The organism is Lentzea sp. NBC_00516, assembly GCF_036346835.1.
In the GTDB taxonomy this organism is placed as follows: Bacteria; Actinomycetota; Actinomycetes; order Mycobacteriales; family Pseudonocardiaceae; genus Lentzea; species Lentzea sokolovensis.
The window spans coordinates 9,248,575-9,264,194 of the sequence record NZ_CP107840.1 but is presented as its reverse complement, the minus strand read 5'-3'; the positions used below and the strand labels follow the sequence as shown (position 1 = coordinate 9,264,194).

Genomic DNA, 15,620 nt, shown 5'->3' with positions numbered 1-15,620 from the left:
CCGATAAGATCAGCGGGCTTTCACGGGGAGAGGGGCGAGGACCACATGAGCCAGCCGGCTACACCGCTGAGCGAGCAGGACCAGCAGCAGCTGGTGCGGCAGATCGGCCGTGCCATGCTGCCTGCAGTACCGCAGGGCTGGCAGCGCATCCGGGCCGAGTACCGGGCGGCAGGCCGGCACATCGAGGTCGACCTGGCGTTCGCGGGGCCCGATGGCCAGCTGCGACCGGTGCGGCCACCGATGGACGTCGTGCAGATGTTCGGGCACCTGCGCGGGGGCATGTACCACCCCGAGCGCGGCACGTGGCTGAGCGCGACGTACGAGATCGAGGCGCCGGCGGCGTTCACGGTGGACTTCAACGCCGAGGACGAGCCGCGCTGGCGAAACGCGCCGCCGCCCATCGGGTTCCGCGACGAGCTGCAGACGTTCCCGCGGCCGGACCGGATGATCCCGGACTGGTGGCGTCAGCGCGTCGGCCTGCCGCCGCTGCCCGCGCCCGAGCCGGAACCCCAGCAGCCGCAACAGGAGTACCAGGTGCCGGCCGCGCAGCCGGAGCAGCCGCAGGCCGGTTCGGACGAGCTGCGCACGGCACGCGTGTACGACGGCAAGAACGACGACGGCCGCATCATCGTGAACCGTCAGCCGGTCGACCCGCAGCTGCTCGACGGGCTGCTCACCTACCTCGAGTCGGCGCCGGTCGTGCTGGCCGCGCGCAGCTACGACCTCGACGAGTTCTCGCAGAACGGTGAGCAGGACGTGCCGCTGAACTTCCGCACCGACGGCACCTGGATCTGGGCCGGCGCCGTGCCGCACTACCTGCGCAAGTACGGCCTCCCGCCGGAGCCCGAGCTGGTGGCCCACGCGGCGGCGCGTGGCTTCCAGGTCGCCGAGGTGAACGAGCAGACGCAGGACCGGGCCGTCACGATCATCACGGGCCAGGGTTAGTCGAGGGTTTTCAGGTACGCCTCTCCCCGCGGGGAGAGGCGATACCCCACCCGCAGGGACTCGGTCAGGCCCTTGGCCTTGAGCTTGCGGACGTCCGTCTTGAACGGCAGCTTCTCGCGACCGAGTGAGGCGGCCAGGTCCGCGGCCCGCACACCGGGGTTCGCCGCGATCAGCCGCAGCACCGCCAGGGCGTCCTCCTTCAGCTCCACTCCGTCCACATCGGACGACGAACGCAGCTCGATGCGCGGATCGTCGCCCGCGAAACGCAGGCGGATCCGGTAGAGCGAGCCCTCCCGTCCGTCCACAGAGGACTTCAGTGCGGCGACGGTCGGAAATCCGGCCGCCACCGCCTCCGCGCGGGTCACCCGCGACACGATCTCGATCTCGTCGATCGAGAGCACGCCCTGCGACGTCCGCAACCTCCCGCCGGCGCGCACGGTCGGCCGTTTCCACCGCCGGAACTGCAACGTGATCTCGCCGGATCGGATGCGCTCCCAGTCAGCCACTCGGATCAGCACCGGACGAGGGTCTCAGGTTGCCGAGCCCAGCAACAGCCGAGACGATCCTGAACATGCAACGGTGGTGGCTTTTCACGGTGCGCGGGGTGTTCGCGGTCCTGTTCGGCCTGGCCGCTCTTCTCTGGCCGGGCCTCACCCTGCTGGCGCTGATCATCCTGTGGGGCGCCTACGCGTTCTTCGACGGCGCGATGATGCTGTACCTGACCCTCACCCACAAGGAGTGGCCCGCACGCTGGGCTCTGGGCCTCATCGGTGTGCTCGGCCTGGTCACGGGCTTGATCGCGTTGTTCTGGCCGGGCATCACGGCGACCGCGCTGCTGCTCCTCATCGCGGCGTGGGCGCTCGTCACGGGCGTGCTGCAGATCGTCGACGCCATCCGCCTGCGCAAGGTGATGACGAACGAGTGGTTCTACGTCGTCACCGGCGCGCTCACGGTGCTGCTCGGCATCATCCTGGTCGTGAACCCGGCCGCGGGCGCGCTGGCGTTCGTGATCACCATCGGCGTCTTCGCGATCCTGTGGGGCGTGGTGCTGGTGCTGTTCAGCCTGCGGTTGAAGCAGCTCGGCGGCGGTCTCGTACGACCCGCACCGCGAGTGTGACCAGCACGGCGACCCCGACGAACACGTAGAGGTTGCCGATCACCTGCTGCCACCACGCCCAGTTCCGCTCGACGTCGTTGTCGCGCGGGAACAGCCAGTGCGGCCCGATCGCGAACACCGCCACGACCGCCCATGACGCCCACTGACGGCGCAACTCGGGCCGTGAGAGCAGCACGAGCGCGGGCGCGATCCACACCCAGTGGTGCCCCCACGACACGGGTGAGATCAGCAGGCCACCGATCGCCACGACGAAGAACGCCTCGATGTCCCCGAGTTGCGACGCCAGCCACCACACCGCCGCCACGACGAGCAGCGCCAGCACGAGCCACACACCGACCTGGGCGCCGTTCTCCAGGCCGAAGCGGGCGAGCGTGCCGCGAATGGCCTGGTTCGACGCGTAGGTGAGGCGCCCGACGCGGCCCGGATCGAGCAGCGCGTGCGTCCAGTACTCCTTCGCGTCGCCGAACGAGATGAGGAACCCCAGCACCACGAAGAAGAAGAACGAGCCGATGGACACGAACACGGGCTTCCACTGCCGGCGCGCCACGAAGAACAACGCGAAGAACGCCGGCGTCAGCTTGATCGCGGCCGCGAGCCCGATCAGTGCGCCACGAGGCCACCAGCGGGTGCGTTCCAGCAGGCAGTCGGCCATCACCAGCAGGCCCAGCAGCAGGTTGATCTGGCCGAACCACAACGTCTCGCGCAGCGGGTCGAAGATCGACGACACCGCCGCCGCGCCCAGCCCCCACTTCACCGCTTCCGGACCCCAGCCGAGCACGCGGCCCGCCGCGATCAGGCACAGCCCGGTGAGCATCGCGAGGTTCGCCGCCGCCACCGCGAAGATCGCGACCCCGAGCGGGACGAGCGCCAGCAGGCTGAACAGCACGGCGGCGATCGGCGGGTAGGTGAAGGGCAGGTCGGGACCACCGAGAGGTTTCGCGAAGCCCTCGACGTAGAGCGGGAGGTCCTTGAGGAACGCCGCGCCACCGTTGCGGTAGACGCGCAGATCGAGCGACCACCCCGGTGGGCGGAGCATGACGTAGGTGATCGTGGCGACCATGACGGCGGCCCACGCCACCACGACCCGCTTGGCGGTGCGGTCGAGCTGCATCCGGGAATGGTATCGATGTGCCAGATGAGGCCCACGTCACCGGTCCGGACCAGGAATTCTCACGTAGCGTCGTCGCGTGACCGCGCAACGTCGAACGTTCCTGGTTGAGCCGTTCGTAGGGCGCACAAATGCGCACGCACGGGCTATTCTGTGCGCATGAGTCCAGCCTTGGAGACGGTGCTGGCCAAGGCCGGCCTGCAGGTGAGTCCCGACGAGTTCCTGGCCCTCGTGACCGACGCGGCACGAAGGCTCGCCCCGCCACACCCGGAACCGGCCACGTACTTCACGCCGGACCAGCAGGCGGCGCTGACCGACGTGGGCCTGGACCTCTCGCCGGCGGGCCCGTCCGACGCGAAGCCACGCACCCGCACGGTCGTGGCCCACGCGGTGCTGCGCGACTCGGCGCTGACCGTGAACGACGCCGCGCGCCAGCTCCAGGTCGACACCAGCCGCATCCGGCACCGCCTGGGCGTCGGCAGGCTCGTGGGCTGGAAGGACAGGGGCAGCTGGCGCCTGCCCGCCTGGCAGTTCGCGGGCACCGGCGTGCTCCCGGGCCTCGAAACCGTGCTGGCGGAGATCCCGTCGGACCAACCGGCGCTCGTCGTCGCCGCGTTCATGACCACCCGCCAGGAGGACCTGCCCGTCGACGGCAAGCCGGCGACCCCGCGCGAATGGCTCCTCGCCGGAGGAGACCCCCGCCGCGTCGCCACCCTGGCCTCCACGCTCGGCACACCTGCCTGAGCGTTCCCGAACACCCGACAGGACCCGAATGTCACGGCTTCCGCAGCCGCCTGCCCCTGCCGTGCTCCAGGCACACCTGCGCCGCACCGAGGACGTGGTGGCGGTGCACCGGGCGACCCGCCTGGTGCGCGTGTTCACGGCGAAGGGCTCCCACCCGCAGCGCTGGAACACGTTCCGCTACACCGGCCCACTCCCCCACGCCCGCTTCGACGCGCAACAACCGGCCGACGACGGCAGTCCCGTTCAGGACCACGAGAACGGCGTCCTCTACTTCGGCCTGTCCGTGCGCACGTCGATCGCCGAGGTCTTCCAGGCCACGTCGATCGTGGACCGCCGCACCCGCTCGCCGTTCCTGGTCGTCCTGCGCCCTCGCCGTACGTTGAGGCTGCTGGACCTGGGCGGGTTGTGGCCCACGCGCGTCGGGGCGTCGCAGGAGATCTCGACCGGGCCGAAGCTGGTGACCCAGGCTTGGTCGCGGGCCATTCGGGCGGCTTATCCAGAGCTGGACGGGCTTTGGTACCGGTCGTCGATGGACTCGGGGGACCCCGCCATCTGCCTGTGGGACCCGCCTGGGGCTTCCGGGCTGCCTGCGGCGCCGGACGTGTTGCTGCCTTTGGACCATCCGGGTCTCGATCTCCCGTTGGCGCGCGTGTGCGAAGAGCTCAACTACACACTGCTGGGCTGATCGCGTGAAGGCACAGAAACTCGGTCAACCGAGTGCTGCCAACTTCCGGCGCACGTCGGCCAGAGTGGCGCGCTGCAGGTGTTCCAGGATGGCCACCGCCCAGCTCGGCCTTCGGCCAGCGGCCGAACGGGTCAGGCCTGACCAGGGTTGACCTGGCCATTGCAGAAACCTGCAGGATTTCCGCACGACCCGCCCCCGACGATCGTCCCGGGCCGCGACCGACCAGGACGCGGAGACAGAGGGGACCGAGGATGTTCAAGAGGGAGCAGGGGGCGCGTTCGGTGCGCGCGGTGGCCAGGCTGGCTGTCGCGGCGGCGTTCGTGGCGGGAGCCTTGATCACGGGAACGGCGGGGGCTCAGGCGGCACCGGCCGAGCAGGCCGCGCCGGTTGCCGCGGCAGCGTGCACTCAAGTCGGGAACGTGTCCGGCACGGTGAGCGCGTTCACGCTGTACGACAGCAACAACTACACCGGCGCGTGCATCACGTTCTGGAAGTACGGCGCGTGCACGGCGTCCACCTCGGACATCGAAGGGGCGTGGAACCTCGCCGGCTGGAGCTGGGACAACCGCGCGAACTCGGTGCGCACGTACAACAAGTGCGACCTGATGCTCTTCGACGCGCGTGACTGCCCCGGCGGCGGAACCCGGTCCACGTGGATCGACCAGAGCGCCGACCTGCGGCTCGGTTCCATCAACTGGCAGAACCGCGCCAGCTGCGTCCAGATCAGCTGACAGCGCGGGCTGCTCCGGCACCGGCCGGAGCAGCCCCGCTCGTCAGGCCTTCAGATAGCGGCCCCACCACTCCAGAACGGCGTCGAAGCGCTGCCTGCGGTGCCGCGGCTGCCCCGTGCGGGTCAGCTCGTGCCCCTCGCCGGGGAAGATCAGCATCTCCGCCTCGACACCACGCCGCTTCAACGCCACGAACATGCGCTGCGCCTGCTCCAGCGGGCAACGCCAGTCCTGTTCGGAGTGGACGACGGCGAACGGCAGGTTGATCTTCTCGGCGTAGGTCAGCGGCGACATCGCGCGCTGCGCCTCGGGATCGTTGCCGCAGTAGGCGTCGGCGAAGAAGTAGCCGATGTCCGAGGAGCCCGAGAACGAGTCCCAGGCGTTCACGGCGCGCTCGCTCCAGGCCGCCTTGAAGCGTTCGCCGTGGTGCGCGGACAGCCACGACGTCATGAAGCCGCCGTACGAGCCGCCCATCACGCCCACACGATCGGCGTCGCAATCGGGACGGGCGAGCGCGACGTCCAAAAGGGACAGGACGTCGTCCACGTCGACGGAGCCGAACTTGCCGATCACCGCCTGGCCGTGGGCCTGGCCGTAGCCCGCGGAGCCGCGCGGGTTCGGCAGCACGACGGCGTACCCGGCGGTGGCGTAGACCTGGGCCTCGTCGAAGAAACCCCAGCTGTGGTACATGAACGGGCCGCCGTGCACCGCCATGACGACCGGGTGCGGGCCGTCGCCTTCTGGCAGCACGAGCCAGCCGTGCACCGGGTAGCCGTCGGAGGCCGAGCCTTCCAGTTCGACCACGCGGCGTGCCTCGACCGACGAGAACGCCGTGCGCACACCGGTTCCGACGAACTCGACCTGACCTGGGCTGTCCGGAGTGGACACGACGGCGACCACAGTGGACCCGTCCGTCGCGAACGACCGGACGGCGGCCGACGAACCTGTCAGCACCTCACCGGGTCCGCCGTCGAACGGGATCCGCTGCAGCTCCAACGCGCCGCGGTTGCGCACGACGAGCAGCACACCGGAGGCATCGGCCACGGGCGGACCGGAAAGCCGTTCCACGTCAACGGTTTCGACGTCGGTGAGCCGGACGGGCGAAGATCCGTCGAGCGACGCCTTCCACAGACCGTGGTTGCGCGCGACGGCGTCGATGCCGGAGAACTCGGTGCCCAGCCAGTACAGCGAGCCGTTGGCGACGAACGGCATCGAGGCCTCGCCGGCAGCGCGCACCAGCAACGAGGCCGAGCCGCCGGAAGCGGGAACGGTGTACAGGTCGGAGTGCAACGTCTCGGACACGCCGAGGTCGCGCGGCGCCACGAACACCAGCGTCGAGTCGTCGATCCACGCCGGGTCGGAGACGTCGAACGAGCCGTCTGTCACCTCGGAAACCGTGCCGTCGAGGGAGACGACGTGCAGGCGCGGGCGGCGGTCGGCGAGGAAGCCGACGTCGTCCACCCGGTAGTCCAGGCGCGTGATGCGGCGCGGCGCCTCGGCCTCGGGGCCGTCGTCGGTCGTGCCGTAGCGGCCTTCTTCCGGCACGCGGGCGACGAAGACGAGCCGCGACGAGTCCGGCGACCACACCGGGGCACCGGCGCCCAACCGCAGATCGGTCAGCTTGCGGGGCTCGCCGCCGTCCACCGGGACGACGTAGAGCTGCGGCTTCGACTTTTCACTGACGCGCAGGAACGCGACCAGCTTGCCGTCGGGAGAAATGCGCTGCGCATTGTCACGATCACCGTGCGTCCACGGTGTTGTCGTGCCATCCGGGAACACCCGGTGCAGACCGCCCCGATAGGTGTTCTTGTCGAGGTCGGGCGTGGTGATGCTGACCAGCACCAGGTCTCCGGACACGGCGACGGTGCCGGGCGTGGTGAGCAGCTGCAGGTCTTCAGGGCGCACGGCCAGGACGTTAACAGAACTTGTTAGCAAGGCTCAGAGTTATTTGTTGACCGATCACAAAAATTGACTCAGCGCATAGATTCCCGCGTATGACGCGCATCGTGTTCTCTGGGGGCAGGGTCTTCACCGGGCGGACGACCGAGCCCGGCGACGTGGTCGTCGAGGGCGACCGCATCGTCGACGTGGGCATCGGGCTCGACGGTGACACCAAAGTCGATGCGACCGGCCACACGATCCTGCCGGGACTGTTCGACTGCCACGTGCACTTCATGTTCAGCGGCGCCGACCTCGTGCGGTCGCTGAACACGCCGTTCTCGCTGCCGTTCTACGAGGCGATCGGGAACATGAAAGCGACGCTGCAGTGCGGCATCACGACGGTCCGCGACGCGCTCGGCGCCGACCTCGGTGTCGCGGAAGCGGTGCGGCGCGGCCTGATCCAGGGCCCGCGCATGCAGATCGCGGTCAACATGGTCTCGCAGACCGGCGGCCACAACGACGACTGGATGCAGTGCGGCGCGCACATCTCGCCGCCGCTGCACCCCGGCCTGCCGGACACCGTCGCCGACGGCCCGGAAGAGCTGCGCAAGGTCATCCGCACGCTGGTCCGCCACGGCGCCGACATCATCAAGATCGCGTCCAGCGGCGGCGTGATGTCACCGCGCAGCAACCCTCGCCACGCGCACTTCCGCGACGAGGAGATCGCGATGATCGTGCAGGAGGCCAACGCCGCGGGCATCGCGGTCATGTCGCACGCGATGAGCGGCGACGGCATCCTCACGGCCGTGCGCAACGGCGTGCGCTCCATCGAGCACGGCGTGTTCCTCACCGACGAGGGCGTCGAAGAGATGATCAAAAACGGCACGTGGCTCGTGCCGACACTGATGGCCCCGCGCATGGTGCTGGACCAGGCCGCGGCCGGCATGGCGATCTCGGACGTCATCCTGGACAAGGCCAATGCCGTTGTCTCGCAGCACTTCCAGGCGTTCCAGAAGGCGCACCAGGCAGGCGTGAAGATCGCGATGGGCACCGACTCCGGCGTCGGCCCCCACGGCGACAACCTCAACGAGCTCACGCTGATGGTCGAGTACGGCATGTCCCCGGCGGAAGCGCTCTACGCGACCACCACCTCCGCCGCCGCGCTGATGCGCCTCGGAAACGAACTCGGTGAGCTCGCCCCTGGCAAGCTCGCCGATCTCGTTCTCGTGGAGGGCGACGCGGAGCAGCACGTGAAGGCCGGAACGCTGAAGCAGGCCGTCCGCGCCGTCTACCAGAACGGCGTCTCCGTCAGCTGAGTCCAGCTGCTCCGTTCGAGGGAACATCCTCCTCAGAAAGGCTCAACACCCACAGGTCCATAACGCGGTAGCCGGTTCGGGCGATCCATTCTTTTGACCCCGCTCGATCTCCCGAACGGCACCACCGACGTGGACAGGACCCAATGACGACGATCGACAGTGAAGACGGATCATCACCAGGCCGGGGCAGGGCGCTCCTCCGCGAGTTGCAGTGGCTCGCCCCGACCATAGCCGTGACGGTCTTCGTGATCGTGCTGGTGATGACTTCACGGAACTCGGAGACGTTGGCCGCCGTGGTCGGCATCGTTCTCGCCGTTCTCGGAATAGCGATCTCCCTCGTCCTCTTCCGCGTGCAGTCGTCCGGGCGCGTCCGGTCCCTGACGGGTCGCAGAGCCGGAATCCGGTGGCACGTCCTGTCGTACACGACGTCGGCGGCACTGCTCGCGTTGAGCGCGTTGTGGCCCTTCTCCGACGACGACCCCGACCTCTACTTCGACCGCGACCTGCTCCGCGTCGCCATCAACGGCGAGCTGCCGGGCTGGAGTCTCGAGACGGGAGGTGAGAAGGAGGGGTTCGACATCGAGCTGGCCAAGCACATCAAGGAGGCCTACGGGATCAAGGAGATCAAGTGGGTCAAGGTGAACCAGGCCCAGCGAGAGCACATGTGGGACGGCACCCAGAACACCGAGGAGGTGGATCTGGTGATCTCGGCGTTCTCCATCACCGATTCGCGCCTCGCCAAGTTCGACATGGCCGGCCCCTACTACCTCGACAGGTCCATGGCGCTCGGAAACGGCGACAAACCGGAAGTCGACTCGGGTGACGTCCTGAGAGGCTGCGCCGTCGAGGGGACGACCGGCAAGAACCGCCTTGCCGCCGTGCAGAAACGCTTGGGCGACGACCTGAGGGCGACGATGATGGTCGACCTCCAGGACAAGCTTTCGAGCTGCTACAACCAGTTCTTCGGCGCCAACGACACCAAGTACATCGCGTCCGACTGGAGCATCATCCGGGTGTTCAACCAGGACGCCACGATCACCACGGCAGATGCCGATCACACGCCCCTGGTGACCGTGCCGGAGCCTGACGTCCAGGACTCGTCCCGGCAGGCCTACGGCGTCGCTCTCCGGCAGAGCCACCCGAACGTGTGCCGCGACCTGTCGGAGAAGATCGGGGACTTCCTGCGGACCAAGTGGGACGACAAGTTCATCTCCACGCTCGGGGCCAGAGGGCTGTACGAGGACTGGCACCAGCCGGACGCGGTCGACCTCAACTACTGCAACGTTCCCTGAGATCCACGACAGCACGCGAAAACGGAAGCGGCACGCGCCCAGTGGGCACGTGCCGCTTCCGTTTCAGCTCTGAGCTCAGTGACCGGCGTCGGCGCCGACGTGCTTCGCGGCCTCCGGGTCGCGCCGCACCTTGAGGAGGCTGGCGATCGTCGTGATCGCCAGCACGCCGATGATCACCGACAGCGAGACCTCGATGCCGATCGTCGGCACGTGGAACGGCTCGCCGCCGTTGAGGAACGGCAGGTTGTTGGTGTGCAGGGCTTCCAGGATCAGCTTGACGCCGATGAAGCCGAGGATGACCGACAGGCCGATCGACAGGTAGACGAGCTTCGCGAGCAGGCCGCCGAGCAGGAAGTACAGCTGGCGCAGGCCCATCAGCGCGAACGCGTTGGCCGTGAACACCAGGAACGGCTCCTTGGTGAGGCCGAAGATCGCGGGGATCGAGTCGAGCGCGAAGAGCAGGTCGGTGGAGCCGATCGCGACCATCACGATGAACATCGGGGTCACGTAGCGCTTGCCGTCGATCTTGATGAACGAGTTCGAGCCGTGGAAGTCGTCGGTCACCGGGAAGACCTTGCGCACCATGCGGAGCATGAGGTTTTCCTTGTACTCCTCGTCCTCGTCGTGGTTCTCCCGCGCCAGCTGCCAGCCGGTGTAGATGAGGAACGCGCCGAAGATGAAGAAGACCCAGCTGAACTCGCTGATGAGCGCCGCGCCGGCCGCGATGAAGATGCCTCGCATGATCAACGCGAGCAGGATGCCGATCAGCAGCACCTTGTGCTGGTGGATCGCAGGCACCTTGAACGTCGTCATGATGATCAAGAAGATGAAGAGGTTGTCGACGCTCAGGGAGTACTCGGTGATGTACCCGGCGAAGAACTCCGTGGCGTACTGACCACCCGAGAAGTACCAGATGCCGAGACCGAAGAGGGCCGCCATCGCGACGTAGAAGACCACCCAGCGGGCTGCTTCACCGATCGTCACCTCATGGGGTTTTCGATCGACGATCACCAGGTCCACGGCGAGCAGAACGAGCAGACCACCGATCGTCGCGAGCCACATCCATGCGGGGACGTTCACAACCCAACCTCCGGGATTCTCAGCGCATGCCAGATAAACCCGGAGGTCTCCTCCGCCGCCGAGATGATCTCTCGAACGACCGACGGCACCGGGAGCTTCACGCCAAGCTCCGTATTGACGACACCGCCGCTTAGGGAGTACTCCCCTCCATGCTGCGTCAATATTGTGCTCCACGAAGTGCGGTTAGCGCCACACAGGGTGAGCAGACCCACGTAACCAGGCGCAACGGGAATACGCCGCGTGTCGTTCGGGCCGGAATCGGCGGTACCTGAAGCCCTGCTGAAGATCCACTCATGCTGAGACCGCGACCGGATCCCGACAGGCGGTTCTCAGCAAAACTCGCATATCGTCAACCCCGTGTCCCGCCTATCCCGCCTTCGCGGCAGGTGGACGATCCCCGCATTGATCGTGGTTCTCGCCCTCGTCGCCGGTGGCGTGTACTTCACTCGATCCGGAGACGACCCCGTAGCCGTTTCCTTCAAAGAAGCGAACATCGACGCACCTGAGAGCCCTGACAGCGCTCAGACGGTGACGATCGAGACACGCCTCTACCTCCCCCAGCAGACGCCCGCGCCCGCGATCATGCTCGCGCACGGTTTCGGCGGCAGTCTGCGCAGCGTGCACACCCAGGCCGAGGAGTTCGCCCGGCGCGGTTTCGTCGTTCTGACGTGGTCCGCGCGCGGTTTCGGCCGCAGCACGGGCCAGATCGCGCTGAACTCGATCGACCGCGAGGTCCGCGACGCGCAGAAGCTCCTCGACTTCCTCGGCACACGTGACGAGGTGGAGAAGGACAGCGGTGGCGACCCCCGCGTGGGCGTGACAGGCGCGTCGTACGGCGGTGCGTTGTCACTGCTGCTCGCGGGCGTCGACAAGCGCGTCGACACCATCGTCCCCGTCATCACCTACAACGACCTCGCTCAGTCGCTGCTGCCGAACTCGGCGCTGGCGACACCGCGGGCGGACGCCACCCCGTCCGCCACCGCGTTCGGCGAGGACGGCGTCTTCAAGCGGTCGTGGGCGGGCATCTTCTTCTCCGCGGGCATGACGTCGATCGACCTCTCGTCCCCCACGGGTGACGCGCCGGAGACGGGCCAGCGGGAGTCGTCGAACCAGCAGGGCACCGCGCCCGCGCCGGGCGGCAACTCGGGCGCGCAGGGTCTCCAGCCGCCCACGCCGTCGCTGGGCGCGTGCGGCCGGTTCACGCCCGAGGTCTGCACGGCCTACACCGAGGTCGCCACGACGGGCAGCGCTTCGCAGCAGACGCTCGAACTGCTGCGCAAGTCGTCCCCGGTCGCCGTGACCGACCAGATCAAGCAGCCGACGATGCTGGTGCAGGGCGAGCAGGACACCCTGTTCGGCCTCGACCAGTCCGACGCCACCGCGCGCCAGATCGCGGCGGCCGGCGGCAAGGTGAAGATGGTCTGGTACGCGGGCGGCCACGACGGCGGCAACCCCGGCACCGCGCTGCGCGGTGAGATCGCCGACTGGATGGACTTCCACCTGCGCGGCAAGGGAACCGACCCCGGCGCCGGCTTCGAGTACACGGTCCAGGGCGCGTTCCGCTCGTCCGGCCAGCCGTCGCTGCGCACGGTCGTCGCGCCGTCGTACCCCGGTCTCGCCGCGGGTTCCACCACCGAACGCAAGACGTTGAAGCTCAGCGGACGCGAGCAGGTCGTGGTGAACCCGGCGGGCGGCAACCCGGCGTCGATCAGCAACCTGCCGGGCCTGGGTTCGGCGTTGTCGCGGTCGTCGGCGATCTCGTCGCGGCTGTCGCTCGACATGCCGGGGCAGGCCGCGGTGTTCACCTCGGACGCCCTGGACTCTCAGGTGCTGCTGACCGGGTCGTCGACGGTCAAGCTGCGCGTCGCGCGGGGTGACCAGACGTCCGGCGAGGCGATCCTGTTCGCGAAGCTCTACGACGTCTCCGCGGACGGCACCCGCACGCTGCCCGGCTCGATCGTCGCCCCGTTCCGCGTGGCGCTGCCGACGGACGGTTCGGCCGCCGAGGTGACGGTGACGCTGCCCGGCACCGTCCGTCCTGTTGAGAGCGAGCACAAGCTGGCTCTCGTGGTGTCCACTACGGACCAGGCGTTCGCGAACGCCGAACAGCCCGCCGCGTACCGGATCTCGCTGGCCTCCGACGAGATCTCGGTGCCCGTGGTGCCCGGCCGCAACGTCACCGAGGGCTTCCCGACGGAAGCCTTGTGGGGCATCGCGATCGCGCTGCTGGTGCTGATCGGCTCTGGCATCGTCGCGATGTTCCGCCGGCGCATGGCGCAGGACTCGGACCCCGACCTCGCCGACGTGCCGCTGGTCATCTCCGACCTCACGAAGGCCTACCCCGGCGGCGTGACGGCGGTGAAGGACCTGTCGTTCCGCGTGGAGCACGGCATGGTGCTCGGTCTGCTCGGCCCCAACGGCGCCGGCAAGACCACGACGCTGCGCATGGTGATGGGCCTGATCCACCCGTCCGAGGGCCACATCCGGGTCTTCGGCCACAAGGTCACGCCCGGCGCTCCGGTGCTGTCGCGGATCGGGTCGTTCGTCGAGGGCTCCGGCTTCCTGCCGCACCTCTCCGGCGCCGCCAACCTGCACCTGTACTGGGCGGCGACGGGCCGGCCGGTGGACGAGGCGCACTTCGACGAGGCACTGGAGATCGCGGGCCTCGGCAAGGCGGTGCACCGCCGCGTGCGCACGTACAGCCAGGGCATGCGCCAGCGGCTGGCGATCGCCCAGGCGATGCTCGGCCTCCCGGACCTGCTGATCCTGGACGAGCCGGCCAACGGGCTCGACCCGCCCCAGATCCACCAGATGCGCGAGGTCCTGCGCCGCTACGCCGCGGCGGGCCGCACGGTCGTCGTGTCGTCGCACCTGCTGGCCGAGGTGGAGCAGACCTGTTCGCACGTGGTCGTGATGCACAAGGGTCAGCTCGTCGCCGCCGGCGAGGTGGCCGACATCGCGGCGGGAGGCGGCGAGGCGACGTTCCGCGTCGACTCCCCCTCGAAGGCAGCCGATGTCCTGCGGGGCCTCGAAGGCGTGCACGACGTGCACGAGGACGAGGACGCCGTGCACGCGTCGATGAACGGCGTCCCGCGTTCCGTCGCACTGACCGCTCTCGTGGCGGCCGGCGTGGCAGTGGACCAGGCGGGCCCGCGACGCAGGCTGGAAGACGCGTTCTTGGAGCTGGTCGGTGAATGACTTCCTGATGGCAGCGGCGTCCGCCACGGCGGACGCCCCGAACCCCGCGGCAGTCGAGGTGCTGGCCGAGGCCGGCCTCGACGTGACGGACGAGATCGCGGCGACGCCCGCGTTCACGCCCGTGCGGACCGCGAACCCGAACCGCACGAAGGCACCGATCCGTCAGGAGGTGGACAGGTGAACGAGAACAGCGTCCACACCGACCCCGGCGCGCTCAAGGACCTCACCGACGCGGCCGCCCTGCAGCACACCAAGGTGGCGCCGGACGGCTCGTCGGTCGGGTACAAGGCGCGCCGCACGCTCCGCATCCACGTGGAGCTGCAACGGCAGATCCGCCGCCGCAGGACCCAGCTCGTGCTGGGATTCCTGGTGCTGCTGCCGTTCATCCTCGCGGCGAGCTTCGAGATCGGTCAGTCCGACCCGAACCGCCGCTCCGGTGGTTTCGTGGACCTCGCGACCGCCAGCGGCATCAACTTCGTGGTGCTCACGCTGTTCGTGAGCAGCAGCTTCCTGCTCCCGATGATCGTGGCGCTGTTCTTCGGCGACACGATCGCGTCCGAAGCGTCGTGGTCGAGCCTCAAGTACCTCCTCGCCGCACCGATCCCGAGGCACCGCCTGCTGCGGCAGAAGGCCGTCAGCAGCGGCATCCTCAGCGTCTTCGCCCTGGCCCTGCTTCCCGCGGTGGCCCTGGGCGTCGGCGTGGCCTGGTACGGCGCCGGCGAGGTGGTGAGCCCGACCGGCGAGGCCGCCCCGTTCGGCGACGGCGTGCTCGGGATGGCGCTCGCGGTCGTCTACATCGCGATCAACCTGTTCTGGGTAGCGGGCCTCGCGATGTTCCTGTCCGTGTCCACCGACGCACCTCTCGGCGCGGTCGGCGGCACGGTCCTCGTCTCGATCCTGTCGCAGATCCTCGACCAGATCGAGCCGCTCGGGGACCTGCGGAACTACCTGCCGACGCACTACGCGATGGCGTGGGCCGACCTGCTCTCGACCGACATCGACTGGTCGGAGATGACCCGCGGGGCGTTCTCCGCGCTCGTCTACGGCGGCATCTTCACGCTGCTCGCGGCACGCCAGTTCAAGACGAAGGACATCACCAGCTAGCCAGCGCGGTCACCGCGCTGCCTACTGCACGCAGAACTCGTTGCCCTCGGGGTCGAGCATCACGACCCAGTGGCCCTTGTTGTCGTTGAACTCGCGAACCCGCGTGGCACCAAGGGAAACGAGCCGATCAACCGCCTCCAGCCCGGCGTTCACGTCGAGGTGGAGGCGGTTTTTCGCGGTCTTGCCCTCCGGCACGCGCTGGAAGAAGAACCGCGGGCCCTTGCCCTCGGGATCGATGATCGCCGAGTAGTCGTTGACCGACTCGAAGGGGATCTTGTTCTTGACCGCGAAGTCCTCCCAGGACTCGAAGCCGGGAGGTGGCGGCTGCAGCACGTAACCGAGCGCCTCCGCCCAGAAAGCGGCCAGCTTTCCGGGGTCCGCCGCGTCCATCGTGACCTGGATTCCGATTGCCATGACGCCAC

The 15,620-nt window shown here is 68.5% G+C and carries 15 protein-coding genes; 10 read left to right on the top strand and 5 right to left on the bottom strand.

Going from position 1 to position 15,620, the window contains the following annotated elements:
• Positions 1 to 45: 45 nt before the first annotated feature.
• The gene (locus tag OG205_RS43080) at positions 46 to 945 is read left to right on the top strand and encodes a hypothetical protein (protein WP_330273517.1); all 900 of its coding nucleotides are present in this window, start codon (positions 46 to 48) and stop codon (positions 943 to 945) included.
• Here OG205_RS43080 and OG205_RS43075 read toward each other — a convergent pair.
• Positions 942 to 1,463, bottom strand: a complete 522-nt coding sequence (locus OG205_RS43075; protein ID WP_330273516.1) for a hypothetical protein — start codon at positions 1,461 to 1,463, stop codon at positions 942 to 944. The genes OG205_RS43080 and OG205_RS43075 overlap by 4 nt on opposite strands.
• 53 nt (positions 1,464 to 1,516) lie before the next feature.
• Here OG205_RS43075 and OG205_RS43070 point away from each other — a divergent pair, with 53 nt between their 5' ends.
• Entirely contained in the window at positions 1,517 to 2,062 is a 546-nt protein-coding gene (locus OG205_RS43070) for an HdeD family acid-resistance protein (RefSeq protein WP_319977051.1), read from the top strand.
• Here the strand turns inward: OG205_RS43070 and OG205_RS43065 are convergent.
• Complete coding sequence (locus OG205_RS43065; protein WP_330273515.1) at positions 2,004 to 3,173, bottom strand: glycosyltransferase 87 family protein; 1,170 nt, start codon at positions 3,171 to 3,173, stop codon at positions 2,004 to 2,006. The genes OG205_RS43070 and OG205_RS43065 overlap by 59 nt on opposite strands.
• 156 nt (positions 3,174 to 3,329) lie before the next feature.
• On the opposite strand from OG205_RS43065, the gene OG205_RS43060 reads away from it, so the two are divergent.
• The 3 genes from OG205_RS43060 to OG205_RS43050 all read left to right on the top strand — a co-directional run bounded on the left by OG205_RS43060 (position 3,330) and on the right by OG205_RS43050 (position 5,330).
• On the top strand, positions 3,330 to 3,914 hold the full coding sequence (locus OG205_RS43060; RefSeq protein WP_330273514.1) for a DNA-binding protein: 585 nt from the start codon (positions 3,330 to 3,332) through the stop codon (positions 3,912 to 3,914).
• Between the two features lie 28 nt (positions 3,915 to 3,942).
• On the top strand, positions 3,943 to 4,599 hold the full coding sequence (locus tag OG205_RS43055; RefSeq protein ID WP_030466547.1) for an RES family NAD+ phosphorylase: 657 nt from the start codon (positions 3,943 to 3,945) through the stop codon (positions 4,597 to 4,599).
• A 251-nt stretch (positions 4,600 to 4,850) separates the two neighbouring features.
• A complete protein-coding gene (locus tag OG205_RS43050; protein WP_330273513.1) occupies positions 4,851 to 5,330 on the top strand; it encodes a hypothetical protein in 480 nt (159 codons plus the stop codon).
• A gap of 42 nt (positions 5,331 to 5,372) precedes the next feature.
• On the opposite strand, the gene OG205_RS43045 is transcribed toward OG205_RS43050, so the two are convergent.
• A complete protein-coding gene (locus tag OG205_RS43045; RefSeq protein ID WP_330273512.1) occupies positions 5,373 to 7,232 on the bottom strand; it encodes a S9 family peptidase in 1,860 nt (619 codons plus the stop codon).
• A gap of 89 nt (positions 7,233 to 7,321) precedes the next feature.
• Between OG205_RS43045 and OG205_RS43040 the strand changes: the two genes are divergently transcribed.
• Positions 7,322 to 8,524 (top strand): metal-dependent hydrolase family protein, encoded by a 1,203-nt coding sequence (locus tag OG205_RS43040; protein ID WP_330273511.1) that lies wholly within the window; start codon positions 7,322 to 7,324, stop codon positions 8,522 to 8,524.
• Between the two features lie 260 nt (positions 8,525 to 8,784).
• Complete coding sequence (locus OG205_RS43035) at positions 8,785 to 9,816, top strand: substrate-binding periplasmic protein (RefSeq protein ID WP_330273510.1); 1,032 nt, start codon at positions 8,785 to 8,787, stop codon at positions 9,814 to 9,816.
• A gap of 75 nt (positions 9,817 to 9,891) precedes the next feature.
• Here the strand turns inward: OG205_RS43035 and OG205_RS43030 are convergent, their stop codons facing one another.
• Entirely contained in the window at positions 9,892 to 10,896 is a 1,005-nt protein-coding gene (locus OG205_RS43030; protein WP_330273509.1) for a TerC family protein, read from the bottom strand.
• 528 nt (positions 10,897 to 11,424) lie between these two features.
• Between OG205_RS43030 and OG205_RS43025 the strand changes: the two genes are divergently transcribed.
• Genes OG205_RS43025 through OG205_RS43015 form a run of 3 tightly spaced genes read left to right on the top strand, consistent with a single transcriptional unit; the run spans position 11,425 to position 15,198 of the window.
• Positions 11,425 to 14,094 (top strand): alpha/beta fold hydrolase, encoded by a 2,670-nt coding sequence (locus OG205_RS43025; RefSeq protein WP_442916674.1) that lies wholly within the window; start codon positions 11,425 to 11,427, stop codon positions 14,092 to 14,094.
• A complete protein-coding gene (locus OG205_RS43020) occupies positions 14,087 to 14,275 on the top strand; it encodes a hypothetical protein (RefSeq protein WP_330273507.1) in 189 nt (62 codons plus the stop codon). Before OG205_RS43025 ends, OG205_RS43020 begins: the two co-directional genes overlap by 8 nt.
• A complete protein-coding gene (locus tag OG205_RS43015; protein ID WP_319977059.1) occupies positions 14,272 to 15,198 on the top strand; it encodes an ABC transporter permease in 927 nt (308 codons plus the stop codon). Before OG205_RS43020 ends, OG205_RS43015 begins: the two co-directional genes overlap by 4 nt.
• Before the next feature lie 21 nt (positions 15,199 to 15,219).
• On the opposite strand, the gene OG205_RS43010 is transcribed toward OG205_RS43015, so the two are convergent.
• On the bottom strand, positions 15,220 to 15,612 hold the full coding sequence (locus OG205_RS43010; RefSeq protein WP_330273506.1) for a VOC family protein: 393 nt from the start codon (positions 15,610 to 15,612) through the stop codon (positions 15,220 to 15,222).
• Positions 15,613 to 15,620 lie beyond the last annotated feature (8 nt).